Annotated in this window: 15 protein-coding genes; 7 read left to right on the top strand and 8 right to left on the bottom strand. The window is 62.6% G+C overall.

The features are described from left to right. Positions 1–193: 193 nt before the first annotated feature. The 5 genes from OA90_RS11800 to OA90_RS11780 all read right to left on the bottom strand — a co-directional run bounded on the left by OA90_RS11800 (position 194) and on the right by OA90_RS11780 (position 6,992). Positions 194–634: a MarR family transcriptional regulator gene (locus tag OA90_RS11800; protein ID WP_068411233.1), complete on the bottom strand. Its 441-nt coding sequence runs from the start codon at positions 632–634 to the stop codon at positions 194–196. 4 nt (positions 635–638) lie between these two features. After that, a complete protein-coding gene (locus OA90_RS11795) occupies positions 639–1,034 on the bottom strand; it encodes a putative quinol monooxygenase (protein ID WP_208986096.1) in 396 nt (131 codons plus the stop codon). A gap of 148 nt (positions 1,035–1,182) precedes the next feature. Next, positions 1,183–4,677 (bottom strand): error-prone DNA polymerase, encoded by a 3,495-nt coding sequence (locus OA90_RS11790; protein ID WP_068411227.1) that lies wholly within the window; start codon positions 4,675–4,677, stop codon positions 1,183–1,185. Positions 4,678–4,945: 268 nt separating this feature from the next. After that, on the bottom strand, positions 4,946–6,439 hold the full coding sequence (locus OA90_RS11785; protein WP_068411220.1) for a DNA polymerase Y family protein: 1,494 nt from the start codon (positions 6,437–6,439) through the stop codon (positions 4,946–4,948). After that, entirely contained in the window at positions 6,393–6,992 is a 600-nt protein-coding gene (locus OA90_RS11780) for a hypothetical protein (RefSeq protein ID WP_068411582.1), read from the bottom strand. The genes OA90_RS11785 and OA90_RS11780 overlap by 47 nt, the downstream gene beginning before the upstream one ends. 234 nt (positions 6,993–7,226) lie before the next feature. Between OA90_RS11780 and OA90_RS11775 the strand changes: the two genes are divergently transcribed. From OA90_RS11775 to OA90_RS11750, 6 genes are all read left to right on the top strand, one after another. Then, positions 7,227–7,916: a hypothetical protein gene (locus OA90_RS11775; RefSeq protein ID WP_068411218.1), complete on the top strand. Its 690-nt coding sequence runs from the start codon at positions 7,227–7,229 to the stop codon at positions 7,914–7,916. 478 nt (positions 7,917–8,394) lie between these two features. Continuing rightward, entirely contained in the window at positions 8,395–9,705 is a 1,311-nt protein-coding gene (locus OA90_RS11770) for an extracellular solute-binding protein (protein ID WP_068411215.1), read from the top strand. Positions 9,706–9,827: 122 nt separating this feature from the next. Next, entirely contained in the window at positions 9,828–10,709 is an 882-nt protein-coding gene (locus tag OA90_RS11765; protein WP_068411212.1) for an ABC transporter permease subunit, read from the top strand. A gap of 13 nt (positions 10,710–10,722) precedes the next feature. Then, positions 10,723–11,565, top strand: a complete 843-nt coding sequence (ugpE, locus tag OA90_RS11760; RefSeq protein ID WP_068411209.1) for a sn-glycerol-3-phosphate ABC transporter permease UgpE — start codon at positions 10,723–10,725, stop codon at positions 11,563–11,565. A gap of 8 nt (positions 11,566–11,573) precedes the next feature. Further along, positions 11,574–12,650: a sn-glycerol-3-phosphate import ATP-binding protein UgpC gene (locus OA90_RS11755; RefSeq protein WP_068411206.1), complete on the top strand. Its 1,077-nt coding sequence runs from the start codon at positions 11,574–11,576 to the stop codon at positions 12,648–12,650. A 244-nt stretch (positions 12,651–12,894) separates the two neighbouring features. Further along, on the top strand, positions 12,895–14,031 hold the full coding sequence (locus tag OA90_RS11750) for a DNA alkylation repair protein (protein WP_068411203.1): 1,137 nt from the start codon (positions 12,895–12,897) through the stop codon (positions 14,029–14,031). Between the two features lie 126 nt (positions 14,032–14,157). On the opposite strand, the gene OA90_RS11745 is transcribed toward OA90_RS11750, so the two are convergent. The 3 genes from OA90_RS11745 to OA90_RS11735 all read right to left on the bottom strand — a co-directional run bounded on the left by OA90_RS11745 (position 14,158) and on the right by OA90_RS11735 (position 16,129). Beyond that, positions 14,158–15,357 carry an MFS transporter gene (locus tag OA90_RS11745; protein WP_068411200.1) on the bottom strand — a complete coding sequence of 400 codons (1,200 nt, stop codon included), beginning with the start codon at positions 15,355–15,357 and terminating at the stop codon, positions 14,158–14,160. Next, a complete protein-coding gene (locus OA90_RS11740; protein WP_068411197.1) occupies positions 15,335–15,694 on the bottom strand; it encodes an MmcQ/YjbR family DNA-binding protein in 360 nt (119 codons plus the stop codon). The genes OA90_RS11745 and OA90_RS11740 overlap by 23 nt, the downstream gene beginning before the upstream one ends. 114 nt (positions 15,695–15,808) lie before the next feature. Continuing rightward, on the bottom strand, positions 15,809–16,129 hold the full coding sequence (locus tag OA90_RS11735; protein WP_156510466.1) for a hypothetical protein: 321 nt from the start codon (positions 16,127–16,129) through the stop codon (positions 15,809–15,811). 114 nt (positions 16,130–16,243) lie between these two features. Between OA90_RS11735 and OA90_RS11730 the strand changes: the two genes are divergently transcribed. After that, positions 16,244–17,092, top strand: coding sequence for a LysR family transcriptional regulator (locus OA90_RS11730; protein ID WP_208986095.1), 849 nt, complete (start codon positions 16,244–16,246; stop codon positions 17,090–17,092). Positions 17,093–17,387 lie beyond the last annotated feature (295 nt).

The following is a 17,387-nucleotide window of genomic DNA, read 5'->3' as shown; positions in this document are numbered from 1 at the left end:
CTTACCAAATACTGTGCAAGATTTGCTGTAAACGGCCCAATGATGAAGATCATCGTTGGCACCAGAACAGCTGAAAGGACGAATGTTTGAGCTGGCAGGGGCATATCCAGGCCCGCCCACTGAAATCCTGTCAACGTAGCAGTGACCGCCACATAAACGGCCAACCATACGAAGAAGACATTTAAGAACCTCGTCATGGCTTTTTCTCCATGTAGTCGGAAATGGTCTCAAAATAGCCGGGGAGAATCGCAGCAAGCATGGTCTTGCCTGCATCTGTCAGGGCCAGACGATGGGCACGTGAGTCTTGGGTATCGTCATTACGCACGAGAAACCCTTCGTCCAGCAACGAAGCCACTGTCCGGTGCAGAACTGGCTTGGAAACATCCAGTCGCTGATTGATTTCGCTTTGACGAAGACTGTCCGTATTCGGCTCCCGGTCTATCACGATGAGAATATGAAACTTCAACTGCGAAAGGTTATAGTTGCTAAAGTAAGCGTCCAAAATGCGCCCCAGTTGGCTTGCTTCGCGCATCATGGATAGCGCTTGCGCCACGGTATCCGTGTCACCCACACCAGACGCCGAAACGTATCGGTCGATCATCATCCTTGTGGGCAGTTCCCGAAGAAAAAACATGCCGCTATTTCACGCCATGCAAAGGTAGAATATGGGGTGGTTGCGCCAACCATCCTTCGTAGGCTTTGAAAACTGCGGACGTGTAAGGCTGCGCATGATGCTGATCGAGCGCGTCCTGATCTTGCCATTCCTCGAAAAGATACAAAGTATCCTGATCTGGCGCTTCGAATAGCTTGAACGAGCGGCAACCACTTTCAGCCCGGGTTTGATCCAGAATGCCGATGATGGCTTTCTGGGCATCCTTGAAGTGTTCTGGCTTTGGTTTGATTTCAGCAAAAATGAATAATGAGCTTGGCATTGGATTTTCCCTTATTTGATTATCATGATAACTAAATAAGGGAGCTGTTTTTGTCAACCGAGTGGCAAAACAGCTCCATGCTGCGGCTTCTGGCGCTAGCATGGCCCCCAAAAAAACCGCCCGCTTTTGAACATATCTCTGAACCGGACATTGGCACACATGCAGCGAAAGTCGGCAAAGTTCCCGCTGTGTCGCCGTTGGTTCGGAGCGCAGCGAAAGTCAATTTCCCGCTCGTTTTAGAACTTCCCCCTCAATGAAAATCCCGGCTCGGAAACAGCCGCTTCGCCTGATCCCGCGGATGCATCGCCCGGGGCTTTGGGGCTGGCGGTGGTTTCATGTGGGCGGGGACGTCGTCGGTCTTGGCGGTCGTCTGTCCCAGCACGTTGCCGTTCGGGTGGCCGAGCAGGGAGAGGTCGGCGGAGCGGTCTTCTATGGTGTCGGCGATCAGATGCACGACCTGGCCCTCGCGTTCCAGACGGCCGGTGACCTTGACGAGGCGCCCGCCGAGGACGGTGGGGCGGTATTTTTCGTAGATTTTCGGCCAGACGACCACGTTGGAAACGCCGGTCTCGTCCTCCAGCGTCAGGAAGATCACGCCTGACGCCGTGCCCGGCCGCTGGCGGGTGATCACCAGCCCGCAGACGGAGACCCGGCGCGCCTCACGCGAAGAGAGCGCGGCCAGCCGGTCGTGCGGGGTGAGCTGCGCGATATGCGGGCGCAGCAGCTCCATCGGGTGGGCGCGCAGGGTCAGGCGTGTCGAGAGATAATCCTCCACCACCTCCTGGCCCAGATGCATGGCCGGCAGGGTGACCTGCGGCTCGAAGATCGCCTCGCCGTCGATGGGATCGTTGAACAGCGGCAGCGGCTTCGGGCTGCGGATGGTCTTCACCTGCCACAGCGCCGCGCGGCGGCTCAGGCCCATGCCGGCGAAGGCGTCGGCCTCGGCAAGGCGTTCCAAGGTCGCCGGCGCGACGCCGGTGCGCAGCCAGAGAGATTCCGGGTCCGGATAGCCGTTGCCGCGCGCCGCGACGATCCAGGCGGCGTCTTCCTCGCGCAGACCCTTGATCTGGCGAAAGCCGAGCCTGAGCGCCAGCGCGCCGTCGCCGCGCCGCTCCAGCGTGCAGTCCCAGGAGCTGGTGTTGACGCACACGGGCCGCACCTCCACCTGGTGATCGCGCGCGTCGCGCACGATCTGCGCCGGGGCGTAAAAGCCCATCGGCTGGGAGTTGAGCAGCGCGCAGGCGAACTCCGCCGGGAAGTGGCATTTCAGATAGGCCGAGACATAGGCGAGCATGGCGAAGGCCGCCGCGTGGCTTTCCGGAAAGCCGTATTCGCCGAACCCCTCGATCTGGCCGAAGCAGTTCTGCGCGAACTCGAGCTGGTAGCCGCGCTCCAGCATGCCGGTGATGAATTTTTCCTTCAATTGGCCGATGGTGCCCATGCGCCGGAAGGTCGCCATGGAGCGGCGCAGTTTATCCGCCTCCGACGGGGTGAAACCGGCGGCGACCACGGCGATCTGCATCGCCTGTTCCTGGAACAGAGGCACGCCGAGTGTCTTGCCGAGCACCTCCTCCAGCTCTCTGGAGGGAAAGGTGATCTTCTCCTTGCCCTGGCGGCGGTTGATGTAAGGGTGCACCATCCCGCCCTGGATCGGTCCGGGCCGCACGATCGCCACCTCGATCACCAGATCGTAGAAGACGCGCGGTCGCATGCGCGGCAGGAAGTTCATCTGCGCCCGGCTTTCCACCTGAAAGACGCCGACAGCGTCGGCCACGCACAGCATGTCATAGGTGGGCGTGTCGTGCTGCGGCACGCTCGCCAGCGTCAGCTCGCGGTCGTGATGGTCCTTCAGGAGGTCGAAGCACTTGCGGATGCAGGTCAGCATGCCGAGGCTGAGAACATCGACCTTGAGAATGCCGAGCGCGTCGATGTCGTCCTTGTCCCATTCGATCACCGTGCGGTTTTCCATGGCGGCGTTCTCGATCGGGCACAGCGCGTCGAGCCGTCCCTGGGTGATCACGAAGCCGCCGACATGCTGGCTGAGATGGCGCGGAAAGCCGATGATCTCGCGGATCAGCTCGATGGTCTGGATAATGCGCGGGTTGGTGAGGTCGAGGCCAATCTCCTTCACCCGGGTCTCCTCCGGACCGGTGTTCGAGCTGCCCCAGATCTGCCCGGTGAGGGCGGCGGTGACATCGGCGTTCAGCCCCATCACCTTGCCGACTTCGCGGGTCGCCGCGCGCGAGCGGAAATGGATGACGGTGGCGCACAGCCCCGCCCGGTGGCGGCCGTAGCGCTCGTAGATATACTGGATCACCTCCTCGCGGCGCTCATGTTCGAAATCGACATCGATGTCCGGCGGCTCGCCCCTGTGCTCGGAGATGAAGCGCTCGGAGACCATGGTGATCGTCTCCGGTCCCACATCGGTTATGCCGAGCGCGTAGCAGATGATCGAATTGGCCGCCGAGCCGCGCCCCTGGCACAGGATGTACCGGCTGCGGGCGAACTGGATGATGTCGTGCACGGTGAGGAAATAGGCGGCGAATTTCAGTTTGCGGATCAGCGCCAGTTCCTTTTCCGCCAGCGCCTCGGCACTTGCCGGCACGCCCTGCGGGTAGCGCCGCTCCAGGCCCTCCCGCGTCAGCCGTTCCAGCCGCTCCTGCGGGCTTTCGTCGCCGGTGATCTCGTCCGGATATTCATAGGAAAGTTCCGACAGGTCGAAGCTGCAGCGGGTGGCGATCTCGATGCTCCGCCGCAGCGCCGCCGGGTAGTGGCGGTAGAGCCGGGCCATGTCGGCCGGCGATTTCAGCCGCCGCTCGCCATTGGGCAGGGCACGGGTGCCGATCTGATCGATGCTGCAGCCCTCGCGCAGGCAGGTCAGCACGTCGGCCAGCCGCCGCCGCCCGGCATGGTGCATCAGCACGTCGCCGACGGCGACCATCGGCGCGGCCAGAGAGTGAGCGGCCCGGGCGCAGGTGCGAAACCACGCCTGGTCCGTACCGTCATAGCGCGGTGCGGCACCCAGAAACACATGCCCCGGAACGGCTTCGCGCAGCCGGCGGATATGATCCTTAGCCGTCTTACAAAATTCATGCACGGGACCGGACACCTGCGGCAGCGCGATCAGGATCAGTCCGGCGGCGGCGGTCACAAGATCGGCGAAATCGAGATGGCAGTCGCCCTTTTCCGCCCGCCGCTTGCCGAGGGTCAGCAGCTGGCTGAGCCGTTCATAGGCCGCCCGGTCGCTCGGCAGCGCCACCCACTCCACCGGGCTGTCGCGCAGCACCAGCCGCGCGCCGACGATCAGTCTGGGCAGTTTCAGGGGACCGGAGTGCGGGGGGGCGCGGAGCGTGGTCGCGGAGTGGGCCTCACAGGCAGCACTGCTGGCGGTTTCGGAAGCGGTTCCAGCCGGGTCTTGCGGCGCGGGCAGGGTGAGGGCAAGCGGCGGCGCGGCGGTAGTGACCTGGCGGGAGGAGGGATCCGTCTGCGCATGCGAACGCACGGCCACACCTTCTTCCGCCGCCGCGCGTTTGATCTCCTTCAGTGCCGAAAACGCCCGCACCACGCCGGCCAGCGAATTGCGGTCGGTAATGGCAATCGCCTCCAGCCCCAGCGCCGCCGCCCGCGTCACCAGCTCCTCCGGATGGGAGGCACCCGTCAGGAAGGTGAAGTTCGACGTCACACACAGCTCCGCATAGCGCGCAGGCTCGACGCGGAACGTGCCGGGGGAGGGCAGGGAACTCATCGCCGACCTCCGTCCCGCCGCATGGGCCGGGAGGCGGTGCCGAAAGACAGCCTTTCTCCACCCGGTTTTATTTTCCTGGCCGCGCGGCGAACACCACTCTCCCCCCTTGAGGGGGAGATGTCAGCTCTGCTGACAGAGGGGGGGGAAGCGGTGCGGCGCATTCTGAAAGGCTGCGTCTGCCGGCAGGCCGATACCCCCCTCTGTCCCCTGCGGGGACATCTCCCTCTCAAGGGGGGAGAGAATGCGCAAGCGGCGAAGGAGAAAGGCATCAGGCGAACTCCCCTTGCACGAACCATCCCCGGGGCCGCGGTGCCTGGGGCGTGTGGAACAGCCAGAGGCGGCGGCCCTCGCCGGTTTCCACGCGCCAGTAATCGCGCAGGCCGCCGCGCCAGCCGGCGTCGTTTTCCCACCAGGCCGGGGTGATGCGTTCCGGGCCCTCGGCGCCGATGGTTGTCAGAAAGCTGCCGCGCCAGCGGAAGCGGGGCGGCGGTTCCAGTCCCTGGCGGCTCCCGCCGCCGGAGGCGATCACCGGTTCGGGTGCAAACAGCCTGAGGGGGCGGGGGCGGCGGCTCGGCCAGGCCGGGGCGGGGCGGCTCCCGGCGGCGGGCACGAGCGTGAAGCTGCGCTCCGGAATATGGCTGTCGACAGGCTGGAAGCGCAGGATGTTGTCCAGCCCCAGCCGGTTGCCGAGCTGGGTGACGAGATCGTCGAGACTGTCCTTTTCCCGGTTCTGGGCGCGGTCGAGCTGGCGCATGCCGAGCGCCTCGATCTCCACCGCTTCCAGGCGGATCATGTCGATGCCGTAGCCGGCATCCACCGCGCCGACGCCGCGCTCGAACAGTGCGGCGATGCGAACCGGATCGCGCATCGGCCGGGCAAGGCGCAATTCGACCGAGCGGTTTTCCTGGTCCACCCGGTGGAAGGTCAGCCGCAGCATGCGCGCGCCCTTCTGCGTCGCGTCCAGCTGGGTGCACATATGGCCGATCAGGCGCCGGGCGCCGGCCATCACATCGTCCAGAAGGCCGATGGGGTCGGGCAGGGTGAGGCGGGCCGCGAAGCCCGGCGCGTCCTGCAGGGGGGAGATCTGTTCCCCGACCGCGCCGAGCGCCTGGTCGAGACGGCGCAGCACATCGGGATCATAGCGCCGGGCGACGGTGGCCCGGGGCAGGTTGTGAAGGTCGGACACCGTCGCGATGCCGAGCCGCTCCAGGCTGGTGCAGGTCTGGTCGGCAAGGCGCAGGGCCGATAATGGCAGCGGGCCGATGCGCGACAGGTTCTCGCCGGGCGGCGCGATGCCTTCGCAAAAGCGTGACAGCGCCCAGGCTGCCCCCGGCGTTCCGGCAAGGCCGAGGCGGGCGGAAAGACCGGCACGCGCCAGCCGGGCGCGGATGTCGCCCAGAAGCGGCTCCTCGCCGCCCAGAAGATGGGCCGAGCCGGTGACGTCCAGAAAAAGCCCGTCCCGGCCGTCGAGCCCCACCCAGGGGCAATAACGTGTCGCCCATCTTGCCAGAATGCGCAGGAAGCGCTGGTCGGCGTCCGGATCTGCGGTCCGCGTCAGAAGGCCGGGGCAGAAGCTGCGCGCGTGCACCAGTGTCATGCCGCGCTGCAGGCCGAAGCTTTCCGCGCGCGGACAAAGGTCGTAAAGGCGTTCGGAATTGCGGTCGAAAAGGCTCAGCGCAAAGGGCGCGTCGACGGGACGGGCGCGTAAGGAGCGCTCAGCCGCCAGCCTCGGAAACCACAATGACACGATGCGCCGCTGCATCCCAACCTACAATCCATTCAGACAATGTTCCTATTTTGTTCTTTATAAGCGACCAGCGCCAGCGAGTCGAGTCGGGACCGTTTTGCGGAGGGTAATTTTGACGTAGAGGCAGATCGGAAGACCCGCCTGTATCCGGCGGAAGGCCCGCGCAGCGCCAGCGGGTTTCCGCCGCATTGCTTCCCGCGCCCTCCGGGATGACCAGCAGCGCCGTGGTGCCGCCGGCCTCGGCGGCCAGTTGCAGGCGGCGGCCCTCCGTCAGGCCGATGGCGGCGCCGAGTTCGGCCACCACCAGTCCCGCAGCCCCGGAGCGCAGCGCCGTCTCCGTGCTGGCCAGCACGTTCACATGGCTGTCGGCGCGGGTGACAAGCAGCCGGCCGGGGTCGCAATAGGGAAAAAGCCCTTCCGGGTTCACCACCGGCAGCCGGTGCTCCGACACCCACACGACGGTACCTTCGGAAAGCCCCGCACTGATGGCGGCAAACGCCAGCGCGCCGTCGCCACACACTTCATGGGCGCGGGCTTTCTTCAGGGGAAAGGCGGAGGAGAATTTCATGGGTCCATATCCTAGCGGAAGCCGGCCGCGTGCGGAACCGGCTTTCATGCAACCGGCGTGCCTTCATTCCGTTATTCCGGACAAGCGCAGCACGGCTGCGCTTGTCCGGAATAACGGGGAAGGTTGATTGCAAATCACAGGCCGAATGCGGTCCGCCTCTGCCCCGGCAAACAGCCGTTGCCGGTCGGGAGCCGGATTGCTATACGGCCTGTCAGAGAAAATCGGGAACATGCGATGACGGGCGGTATTCCGGACATAGGGCCGATCAAAACGATTTCCATCGTCGGCAACGGACCTGTTTCGCAGGCCGATGCGGCGCTTGTCGACGATGCGGATTTCGTGCTGCGCTTCAACAGCGCGCCGGCCTGCGGGGCGGCGGGCCAGAGGGTCGACGCCCTGATGCTCAACCGGGCGCGCGTCTACATGAGCAAGCGGATCAACCCGCTGGCCCTGCACCGCGCACCGGAGGTCTGGGTGAACGACATCGAGGAGAACGGCCGGGTTGACTGGCTGTTCGAACGGGAGTGCAAACCGCGCTACCTCGGCTTCGGTCCCATCACCAGGGCCCGTGCCCATCTGAAGGAGTTCGACGCGCTCGATCAGAGCAACCCGACCTCGGGGGCATCGATCATCGCCGAGCTGCTGGACCTCTACCCCGAGGCGGAAATCCATCTGTTCGGCTTCACCCATGAGGGCAAGCAGCACACTCACGACTGGAGCGCGGAGCGCCACTGGACCGAACGGCTCTGCGCCGAAGGCCGCATTGTGAGACATCTGACCCCGGGACCAAGGGCCCGCAGGAGCCTGGCCGGCAGGCTGGAATACGCGCTCCGGTTCGTGGACATGCGCGCCAGACACTACCTCTTCAACAAGATCCTGCATTCCTCCGCCAGCACCAAACGCCGGATTTTCGGCAAGCTCTAAGTCTGTCCGGCAAGGGTCTGACCCCGGCCCGCGGGCCCTCACGCAGGCGTGCGGGAGGCAGAACCCGTGTGGATTCGCAAGGCCCGGGAATATGTCGCCGTCTGTTCATATGAACGACGCTCAAGCTTCATATGAGCCGTCTAACCTTCTGCCGGATAATTTTTTGAAAGTGCTCTCCCGTTTTTCCGAAGGGGGCAGACGCAAGGGAATTGCAAGGCCGGACGGGCCATCGATACTCCGCAAACAGCCTGTCGCAATGAACAGGAAACCGGGTTTTACAGATTTAAAACCATTTCTGCTTGCGGACGCGGTCACGGCGTCTTTTAATGTTCATATGAGCGTCACATAACGTTCATATGAAAACAATACGAAACGCAGGCGTTATCGTTTTTGATGCTGATCGAGCCAATTCAGCATCGTGAAAGAGACCAACTGCTGACATGGGCCCCGACGCCCTGATACATGGGAGCAAAAATACATGGCTTATCGTAAGACTGTCGCCAGCCTGGTGGCTGCGGCTGCCCTTTTGGGCACTTCCTCCGCTTCTTTTGCAGCGACCGACATCACCTGGTGGCACGCCATGGGCGGCCGCCTTGGCGAAGTCGTCGTTGACATCGCCAATGGTTACAATGATGCTCAGGACGCCTGCCAGATCACTCCCGTGTTCAAGGGCACGTATGAAGAGACCCTGACAGCCGGTATCGCGGCTTTCCGTGCCGGCGAACAGCCGAACGTCCTGCAGGTCTTCGATGCGGGCGCAGCCACCATCATCGGCGCCAAGGGTGCCGTTATCCCGGCCCAGGACATCCTGGAAAACGCCGGTGTGGGCTTCGACATTGAGGATTACATCGACGGTGTCCGCTATTTCTACGCCGACAGCGACGGCAAGATGATCGGTATGCCGTTCAACTCCTCCACGCCGATCCTCTACACCAACGAGGACGCCCTGAAGAAGGCCGGTGTCGAGGCGCCGAAGACCTGGGAAGAGTTCGAGGCAATCGCTCCGAAGCTGAAAGAAGCCGGTTATGTGCCGCTTGCGCAGTCTCACCTGCCGTGGATCTTCACCGAGAATTTCAAGTCCCGTCATAACCTGCAGTTCGCGACCAACAACAACGGTTACGACGGTTCGAAGGACACCAAGCTTGTCTTCGGTGAGCCGATCAAGAACCACTTCACCAAGGTGAAGGGTTGGCTGGACGATGGCCTGTTCGGTTACTACGGCACCGGCTGGGGCGACAACCAGACCCCGTTCAACGAAGGCAAGGTGGCCATGTGGCTCGGATCTTCGGGATCCTTCGGCGGTATCTCCAAGACCGTCGAATTCCCGTTCTCCGCAACCTACCTGCCTTACTGGGATGCTGTTGAAGGCGCCGGCACCGGCACGTTCATCGGCGGCGCGGCCCTGTTCGCCATGTCCGGCAAGCCGGACGAGGAAAACAAGTGTGTTGCCTCCTTCTACCAGTACCTGACCTCCCCGGAAGTCCAGTACATGTGGCACAAGGAAACCGGCTACGTGCCGATCACCAACGCTGCCTATGAGCTGGCCAAGAAAGACGGTTACTACGAAAGCACGCCGGCTGCCGAAGTCGGCATCAAGCAGCTCACCCTGCCGGGCGGCGAATGGACCAAGGGCTACCGCATGGGGTTCTACGTCCAGATCCGTGACGTCATGAACCGCGAATACGGCAAGATCCTGTCCGGTGAAGCTTCCGTAGAAGATGCTTTCGCCACGATCGAGGCGGACGGCAACAAGCTTCTGGATCGTTTCTCCAAGACCGCCGGCAACTGATCGGCAGTTGACCTGATCCCGATGGGGACGCTTCGCGCCCCCATTTCCCATACATGGGAAGCGGGCTTGCCGGTCGACCGGTGGCTCGCTTTGCCCGTTCCCGGTGGTCGAGACGCAATCCGATGAAAAAAGTCCACTTCCAGTCCCCGTGGCTGCCATATCTGCTGCTTTTGCCGCAGCTCTCAATCGTGGCGATCTTCTTCCTCTGGCCGGCGGCCGAAGCGGTCGAATCGTCCTTTTACCTTGAAGATCCGTTCGGTTTCGGCTCGACCTTTGTCGGTCTCGACAACTTCACGGACACGCTGACATCGACCGATTACGGCCGCGTCGCCCGGTTCACGGCGGTGTTTACATGTTCCGTGACCTTCCTGTCTCTGGGACTTGCCCTGTTGTTGGCGGTCAAGGCGGACAAGGTTCTGCGCGGGGCCTCCTCCTACAAGACGCTGCTGATGTGGGTCTATGCCGTGGCGCCCCCGGTCGCCGGTCTGATCGGCGTCCTTCTGTTCGACCAGCATGTTGGCCCGATGGTGGATTTCTTCGCCATGTTCGGCTGGCAGATGCAGATAGGCGTCAACTATTTCGACACCAGTTTCGCCATGATCACCACGGCGGTGTGGAAGCAGATCCCGGTGAACTTCATCTTCTTTCTCTCCGGCCTGCAGAGTGTTTCGAAGTCCGTTCAGGAGGCCGCCAGCATAGACTGCCGGTCCGGCTTCCGCCGCTTCTGGACCGTAACCTTTCCGCTGCTGGCGCCGACCGGATTTTTCCTGCTGATCATCAACATCACCTACGCCTTCTTCGATACGTTCGGCATCATCGACGTCATCGTCAAGAACGAGCCCGGCAACAACCCGGTCACCCTTGTCTACAAGGTCTATCTGGACGGTTTCCGCGGCAATGACCTGGGGGGCTCATCGGCCCAGTCCGTCATCCTGATGGCGATGGTCTTCATCCTGACAATCATCCAGTTCCGCCTCATCGAGCGGCGCGTGCATTACACCTGACGGGGGAGCTGAAATGAATCGACTGCAGATCTCGGACCACGTGATCCTTCTTCTCGGTGTCTTCTTCATGGTCACCCCGGTCGTGCTGGCCTTCATGACCAGCACCCACGATGCGTTGACCATCTACAAGCAGGGTCTCCAGTTCACGCCCGGCGGCGAGTTCTTCAAGAACTACGAGACGGTCCTGTTCGAGGCCGGTGGCTTCACTAAGGAAGTCAACGGCTTGGTCATGCTCAAGAACTCCATGATCCTCGGCTTCGGCTTCGCCATCGGCAAGATCGTGATTTCCATGCTGGCGGCCTATGCGATCGTCTATTTCCGCTTTCCCATGGCAACGCTGTGTTTCTGGGTGATCTTCGCCACGCTGCTGCTGCCGCTCGAGGTGCGCATCCTGCCGTCCTACGAGATCGTGCAGCAGCTCGGCATGGTGAACACCTATTCGGGCCTGATCGTGCCGCTGATCGCCTCCGCGACCGGCACCTTCTTCTTCCGCCAGTTCTTCATGTCGGTTCCCGATGAGTTGCTGGAAGCGGCCAGGATCGACGGGGCCGGTCCCTGGAAGTTCTTCAAGGATATCCTGGTGCCGCTTTCCCAGACGATGATCGCGGCGATCTTCATCATCATGTTCGTTTATGGCTGGAACCAGTATCTCTGGCCGACCCTGATCACCACCGATGAATCCATGTTCACGCTGGTACGCGGCATCAAGCAGATCCTTCAGGTCTGGGTGGGCGCGCAGATCCCGGACTTCAACGAGGCCATGGCCCTGGCGATCCTCGCCATCGTGCCGCCGGTCCTGATCGTGGTCGTCTTCCAGAGCTGGTTCGTCAAAGGGCTCGTCGAGAGCGATAAGTGAGGTATTAAATGTCAACGATTACTCTCGACACCGTCCGAAAGGTGTATGCGGGCAATGTGGAGGCCGTCAAAGGTGTCTCCATCGATATCACCGACGGCGAATTCATCGTGCTGGTCGGTCCGTCCGGCTGCGGCAAGTCCACCCTGCTGCGCATGATCGCCGGTCTGGAAGAGATCACCACCGGCGACATCAGGATCGGCGATCGTCTGGTCAACAAGGTCGACCCGGCCGACCGCGACATCGCCATGGTGTTCCAGAACTATGCGCTCTATCCGCATATGACGGTCTACAACAACCTTGCTTACGGTCTGAAGAACCGGGGCATGGACAAGGCCGAAATCGACCGCCGGGTGAAGGAAGCCGCCGGCATCCTGGAAATCGGCGAGTATCTCGACCGCAAGCCCCGGGCCCTGTCCGGCGGCCAGCGTCAGCGCGTCGCCATGGGCCGTGCCATCGTGCGCGAGCCCGCGGCCTTCCTGTTCGATGAGCCGCTGTCCAATCTCGACGCCAAGCTGCGCGTGCAGATGCGTGTGGAGATCAAGCGCCTGCAGCGGGCCCTGGGCACCACCAGTGTCTATGTGACCCACGACCAGCTCGAGGCCATGACCCTGGCCGACAGGCTGGTGGTTCTGAATGGCGGCAACATCGAGCAGATCGGCGCGCCGATCGAGGTCTACGACAATCCGGCCTCCACCTTCGTGGCCAGCTTCATCGGTTCGCCGGCGATGAACCTTCTGGAAGTCAAAGCCAATGGCGACGGCCTGGAACTGGTAAAAGGCACGGGGCTGTCCGGCGCGAACGTCAAGGGCGGGGACGGCTACACCGTCGGCATCCGTCCCGAACACATGGAAGTCGTGGACAGTGCGTCGGCGGGCGGCGGACTAACCCTTGAGGTTACCGTCAATGTTCTCGAACCGGTCGGCGCGGAAAGCTTCATCTATGCCAGCTTCGAGGAAGGCGGTCCCGAACTCGTGGTGCGTGTCTCCAGCCATGCGGTCCACCCGGCAGGCGAAAAGCTCACCCTGAAGGTCGCTCCGGAGCATGTCCATTACTTCGACGCACAGACCGGTCGCCGGATTGACTGACGCCCGGATACTTTGAGAACCTGAATAACGGGCCGTAGCGGCGGACCGACACGGGTCTTTCGACCCGAACTGGCCACTCCGGAAAACCGGAGTGGCTTTTTTTGTTGGCCGGCCTCGATACGGTGCGGCAATCGTCCGGAATGCGGTCTCCTGACAGACGCTGTCAGGAGCTCTCCGGGCCGGACTAGGCGAAGCGGTGCTCCTCCGGCATACGGTGCAAGATCACGGACAAGGAGGTTGGAGCATGGAACCGTTCAAGAACAATATCTCGCCGGACCTCGTGCGTTGCCTTGGTGGCCACTTTGCGCGGCATGTGAGAGGCTTCGACCGGCAGGCCTATGAAGCGGCGATCCTGTCAGATCTGGAGCAACTGGAGCTTAAACAGCGGGCCGCGCATATTGCCGATGTGACGGATCGCCATCTGCCGGACAATCTGTGCGAACGCTTTGCCGTTCTGGAAGCTGTCCTGCATCCGGTAACGGAGATTGCCTTCGACCGGGGCAGCGACGAGAAAGGCATCCGTGGCTGGGGTATCATGCCGCTGGGCATGATCGTCTCAAGATCCGGTCTCGATGATTTCGAGAAATCCTTTGCGCTCCTGAAAGAAATGACCAGGAGGGCGACGGCCGAATTCGACGTCCGTCCATTCCTTGACAAGGATCAGGACCGGGCGCTTGCGATCATGGCGCCCTGGGTGAGAGACCGGAGCGTGCATGTCCGCCGCCTTGTTTCCGAAGGTACGCGCCCGCGTCTTCCCTGGGGAATGCGGCTCAGACGCCTTGTGGAGGATCCGTCGCCGACCCTGCCGCTTCTGGAAGCGCTGAAGGACGATCCGGAAGATTACGTCCGCCGCTCCGTCGCCAACCATCTGAACGACATCGCCAAGGACCATCCGGATCTGGTGGCGGAGCTTGCCGCGCGCTGGCTGAAGGGCGCGGACAGGACCCGGGAGAAACTGGTGCGCCACGCCTGCCGCTCGCTGATCAAGCAGGGTCATCCGGCGACGCTGACGGCCTTCGGGCTCAATCCGCCGGAGATCCGCCTTGAGGGCCTGAGCATCGAGAGCCCCGTGGTGTCATATGGCGACGCGGTTGCCTTCGCCGCCGATCTTGTCTCCACCGGCGGCACGTCGCAGGACCTGGTGATCGACTATCTGGTGCATTTCAGGAAGGCCAACGGGACGCTGTCCCCGAAGGTATTCAAATGGACGAAGCTGCGGCTCGCTCCCGGTGAAACCATTTCCCTGGCGCGCATCCATACTATCCGGCCGATCACCACGCGGGTTTATTACGGCGGCACGCAGGCGCTCAGCCTGCGCATCAATGGCCAGGATTTCGGACATGTGGAGTTTGAACTGGTGATGCCGGAGCGCCAGAGGTAACCGCAGCTTCATTGCGCCTGCATCTCCCTCAGCTGTCCCGGACGAAGTGAAGCGAAGATCCGGGACCTCTCGAAGACGAGGACGGGGATGGAAGACCGACATGGAGCCCGGCGCGCGCTGCGAAAATCAGCCGAGCCGTTTCAGCCGCACCATGCCCCAGATCCCGAACACCGGACCGATGGCCATGAGCGCGAACACGCCCGGCCAGCCGATGAGATCGACGCCGAGCGGGGTCAGTTGCACGGTGAAGAACGTCAGAGCAAATCCGAGCGCGGTCTGGAAGGTCATCAGACTGCCGGCCTGGTCCGCCGGGGCGTAATCGGCAACAAGCGCTGAAAACTGCGCCGAGTCCGGAAGGATCGCGGCACCCCAGACGAGAACGCAGACAATCGTCAGCCAGACGGGGCCGCCGAAGGTGAGGGCGGAGGCAATGGCGGCGGTGCCGCTCACGGCCATGGCGAGGACGGCGATATTCGCCTTGCCGATCCGGTCGGCGGCGAGGCCGGCGGCAATACAGGCGGCGCCACCGGCCGCGATGCTCAGGAAGGCGATCAGGCGCGAGAGCGAAATGGCCGCCTCCTGTCCCATATGCGCGGAAAAGGAAACGGCGAGCGCCACGCCGATCCACGCCCACATGGCATAAAGCTCCCACATGTGGCCGAGATAACCGGCATAGGCATACCGGATCTTCGGGTTGGTCCAGGCCGTCAGGATGGCGCGCACCTGCATGCGTGCGGCGCGGGCGTGGTAGGGGCCGAGATCGGTCAGAAGGCACAGGACCCCGCCGGCAGCGGAGGCAATAGAGGCCACCGTCAGGCTCCAGCGCCAGTCCGTGCCCCCCAGAAGGGCGAGAAGATGCGGTCCGGCCGACCCGAACGTCAGCGCACCGACAAGCATGCCAACAAGAAATCCACGATCTTTCTGTCCCCAGCCGACGACGATTTTCATGCCCACCGGGTAGACCCCGGCAAGCAGGGCGCCGGTCGCGAACCGGGCGAGGATAGAGGCCGCTCCACCCGGCTCGACAACCAGAAGGCTGGCGTTGAAAAGACCGGCAAGGATCGCGCAGAACGCAAAGAAACGCCGCGGATCGATCCTGTCCGCCAGCCCCAGGAATGCGGAGACGAGAGCCCCGGCGACAAAGCCGATCTGCACGGAGCTGGACAGCGCGGCCTGCCGGAACGGGGAAATCCCGAATTCGCGGGTCAGATCGGGCAGGACGGCGGCAGACATGAACCATAGGCTCATGGCTGAGATTTCGGCCAGCATGAGGAGCCTGAGCGACCGCCATTTCAGGGCGCGCTCAGACGGCAAGGCCGAGCTCATTGCGCTGTTTGCGGGTCAGCTTCGCCGAGATGATCTTGTGCGCGGCCTCGATATAGGCTTTCAGGCTGTCATCATCGAGCGCGCCCTCTTCCTCCATCTGCACCCATTTCGCCCGGGCGAGATAAGGCGCCGGGATCAGGCCGTCCTGCTGGATCAGCAGCGCATAGGAGATGTCGGAGCACTTGAAACTGAACCGGGGAAGATCGCCGTCTCCCCATCTTGAGCAGATGGCAAAGATCTTGCCGCCCACCTTCCATACGGACGCATTGCCCCATTGCACCACATGGGTGGTCGCAGGCAGCCGGCTGCAGAATATATCGAATTCGTCGCGGGTCATTTGAAGCGTCGTGTATGCGGGAACATTCATGAGCAATGCGGCACCGGCGCGGGGCCGGTGGCCAGACTGGCCTGTCCTGCCCCCGGGCACAAGGCGAACCGGATCACGGACGCGTCATTTCGGCGGAAAAGCCTGACAGGTCTGTTCGCGGGAAGGCACGATCGACCCAGTCTCCCGGGCGACCTGGCCCTGTCTGACCCGTCGGACAGCGCGTCGAAAGGGGGAGAGCATCCTGCGCAGCAAGCGTCTCCAGAAGAGTTTTCTGATCCTGAGAGCGCGGGCCATGTGCCGCCTTTCAAGCAGCACATGCTCCGGCAGGTCTTCCGGCCAGAAGACCGCGTGGTGCGGATGCAGCTCCCTTAGTGGGTCATTCCAGGCGAGGCCGCCGTTTTTCGTGCGCGCAGACTGTGAGCGCGGGGGCAGGGGGATGGACATGCAGGTTCTCTTCATATTTGATTGCTTTTCGTGGTGTCTTGCAATCAATCTCATGAAGCGACGTTATTGGCATGTTTTCAAAGTGTAATTGAGTTTTCAAAAATGAAACGAAATATGGGTTGGGAAGATTTACGGCTGTTTCTTGCCGTCGCCAAGGCAGGTGGGCTTTCGGGGGCGGCGGAAAAAACCGGCGTCAGCGCGGCGACGCTGGGGCGGCGGGTATCGTCCCTGGAGAAAAGCCTGAACGTGCGTCTCGTGGAGCGCGAGGCCCGCGGCTACCAGCTGACAGCGGAAGGGCGCGATCTGCTTCTGCATCTGGAAGACATGGATCAGGCAGCCCGCTCCATCGCCACCTGGCGGGAAAGCGGCAGGGTCCGTCGCCGGATACGCATCTCCGCCGGCGGCTGGACCTCGCGCCTCCTGATCGACAACATCGCCGGCTTCTGGTCCCCGGGCTCGGATTGGGTGCCGGAGTTTTTAACGGACCTGCGCAATCGCGATGTCGCCAGACGCCAGATCGATATCGGCGTCAGGAACGGCCGGCCAAAACAGGCCTGGCTGGCGGGACAAAAGGTTGGCCATGTCGAACATGCCGCCTACCGGGCAAGGGTCGTTCCTTCCGGCGGCGAGCCCGGCTGGATCGGTCTGGTGGAGGAGGAGGCGCATTTCCCGACGGGTCTGTGGCTCAAGGAGAACCATGGAGAAGAGGTCGATATAACGGTCAACAACGCAACCCTGGCATTGTCACTCGTGCGCAAGGGATATGCCCGGATGCTGCTGCCGACATTTGTCGGTGATGCCTATCCGGATCTGCTCCGGATCACGGATCCTGTCGAAAGCCTGACAACGGAGCGCTGGTTGGTCATGCACCAGGATGAACGCCACGAACCGGCTGTGCGCCATGCGGTCTCGGCTCTTGCAAAGATGCTGAAGCAAAACCCGCTCCTGTCTCCCGGCCCGTGAACAATCCCTATCATGCTCAGATGTCTTCGGAGATCTTGCCATAGGGTGAGCACATGGACAACCGGTAGACGGGATCGGTCAGCTGCACTGCGCGCCTCGCCGGGAAATCCGGCCGCCTTGATCAAAGGGTTCCTGTTCACCATGTTTGCCCGCAACAGGATGACAGGCTGCCAAAAAGCGCTGAAAACGCCCCTCCTTGAATCAAATTTAACGAAGCGCCATATTTAATGGCGAATGGAGCCGGTGGGCTCCGGTCCGGATGCCTAATAGAAGGGTCCGGATGCAAGGTCGCTTC

Source organism: Labrenzia sp. OB1, assembly GCF_001624695.1.
In the GTDB taxonomy this organism is placed as follows: Bacteria; Pseudomonadota; Alphaproteobacteria; order Rhizobiales; family Stappiaceae; genus Roseibium.
This window is presented reverse-complemented; position numbering and strand designations above follow the sequence as displayed.

Bases quoted from the DNA above. Each gene is read 5' to 3' on its own strand.
- OA90_RS11800 (WP_068411233.1), bottom strand. From the start codon at position 634: ATGTTTTTTCTTCGGGAACTGCCCACAAGGATGATGATCGACCGATAC.
- OA90_RS11795 (WP_208986096.1), bottom strand. From the start codon at position 1,034: ATGCTAGCGCCAGAAGCCGCAGCATGGAGCTGTTTTGCCACTCGGTTG.
- OA90_RS11790 (WP_068411227.1), bottom strand. From the start codon at position 4,677: ATGAGTTCCCTGCCCTCCCCCGGCACGTTCCGCGTCGAGCCTGCGCGC.
- OA90_RS11785 (WP_068411220.1), bottom strand. From the start codon at position 6,439: ATGCAGCGGCGCATCGTGTCATTGTGGTTTCCGAGGCTGGCGGCTGAG.
- OA90_RS11780 (WP_068411582.1), bottom strand. From the start codon at position 6,992: ATGAAATTCTCCTCCGCCTTTCCCCTGAAGAAAGCCCGCGCCCATGAA.
- OA90_RS11775 (WP_068411218.1), top strand. From the start codon at position 7,227: ATGACGGGCGGTATTCCGGACATAGGGCCGATCAAAACGATTTCCATC.
- OA90_RS11770 (WP_068411215.1), top strand. From the start codon at position 8,395: ATGGCTTATCGTAAGACTGTCGCCAGCCTGGTGGCTGCGGCTGCCCTT.
- OA90_RS11765 (WP_068411212.1), top strand. From the start codon at position 9,828: ATGAAAAAAGTCCACTTCCAGTCCCCGTGGCTGCCATATCTGCTGCTT.
- ugpE (WP_068411209.1), top strand. From the start codon at position 10,723: ATGAATCGACTGCAGATCTCGGACCACGTGATCCTTCTTCTCGGTGTC.
- OA90_RS11755 (WP_068411206.1), top strand. From the start codon at position 11,574: ATGTCAACGATTACTCTCGACACCGTCCGAAAGGTGTATGCGGGCAAT.
- OA90_RS11750 (WP_068411203.1), top strand. From the start codon at position 12,895: ATGGAACCGTTCAAGAACAATATCTCGCCGGACCTCGTGCGTTGCCTT.
- OA90_RS11745 (WP_068411200.1), bottom strand. From the start codon at position 15,357: ATGAGCTCGGCCTTGCCGTCTGAGCGCGCCCTGAAATGGCGGTCGCTC.
- OA90_RS11740 (WP_068411197.1), bottom strand. From the start codon at position 15,694: ATGACCCGCGACGAATTCGATATATTCTGCAGCCGGCTGCCTGCGACC.
- OA90_RS11735 (WP_156510466.1), bottom strand. From the start codon at position 16,129: ATGTCCATCCCCCTGCCCCCGCGCTCACAGTCTGCGCGCACGAAAAAC.
- OA90_RS11730 (WP_208986095.1), top strand. From the start codon at position 16,244: ATGGGTTGGGAAGATTTACGGCTGTTTCTTGCCGTCGCCAAGGCAGGT.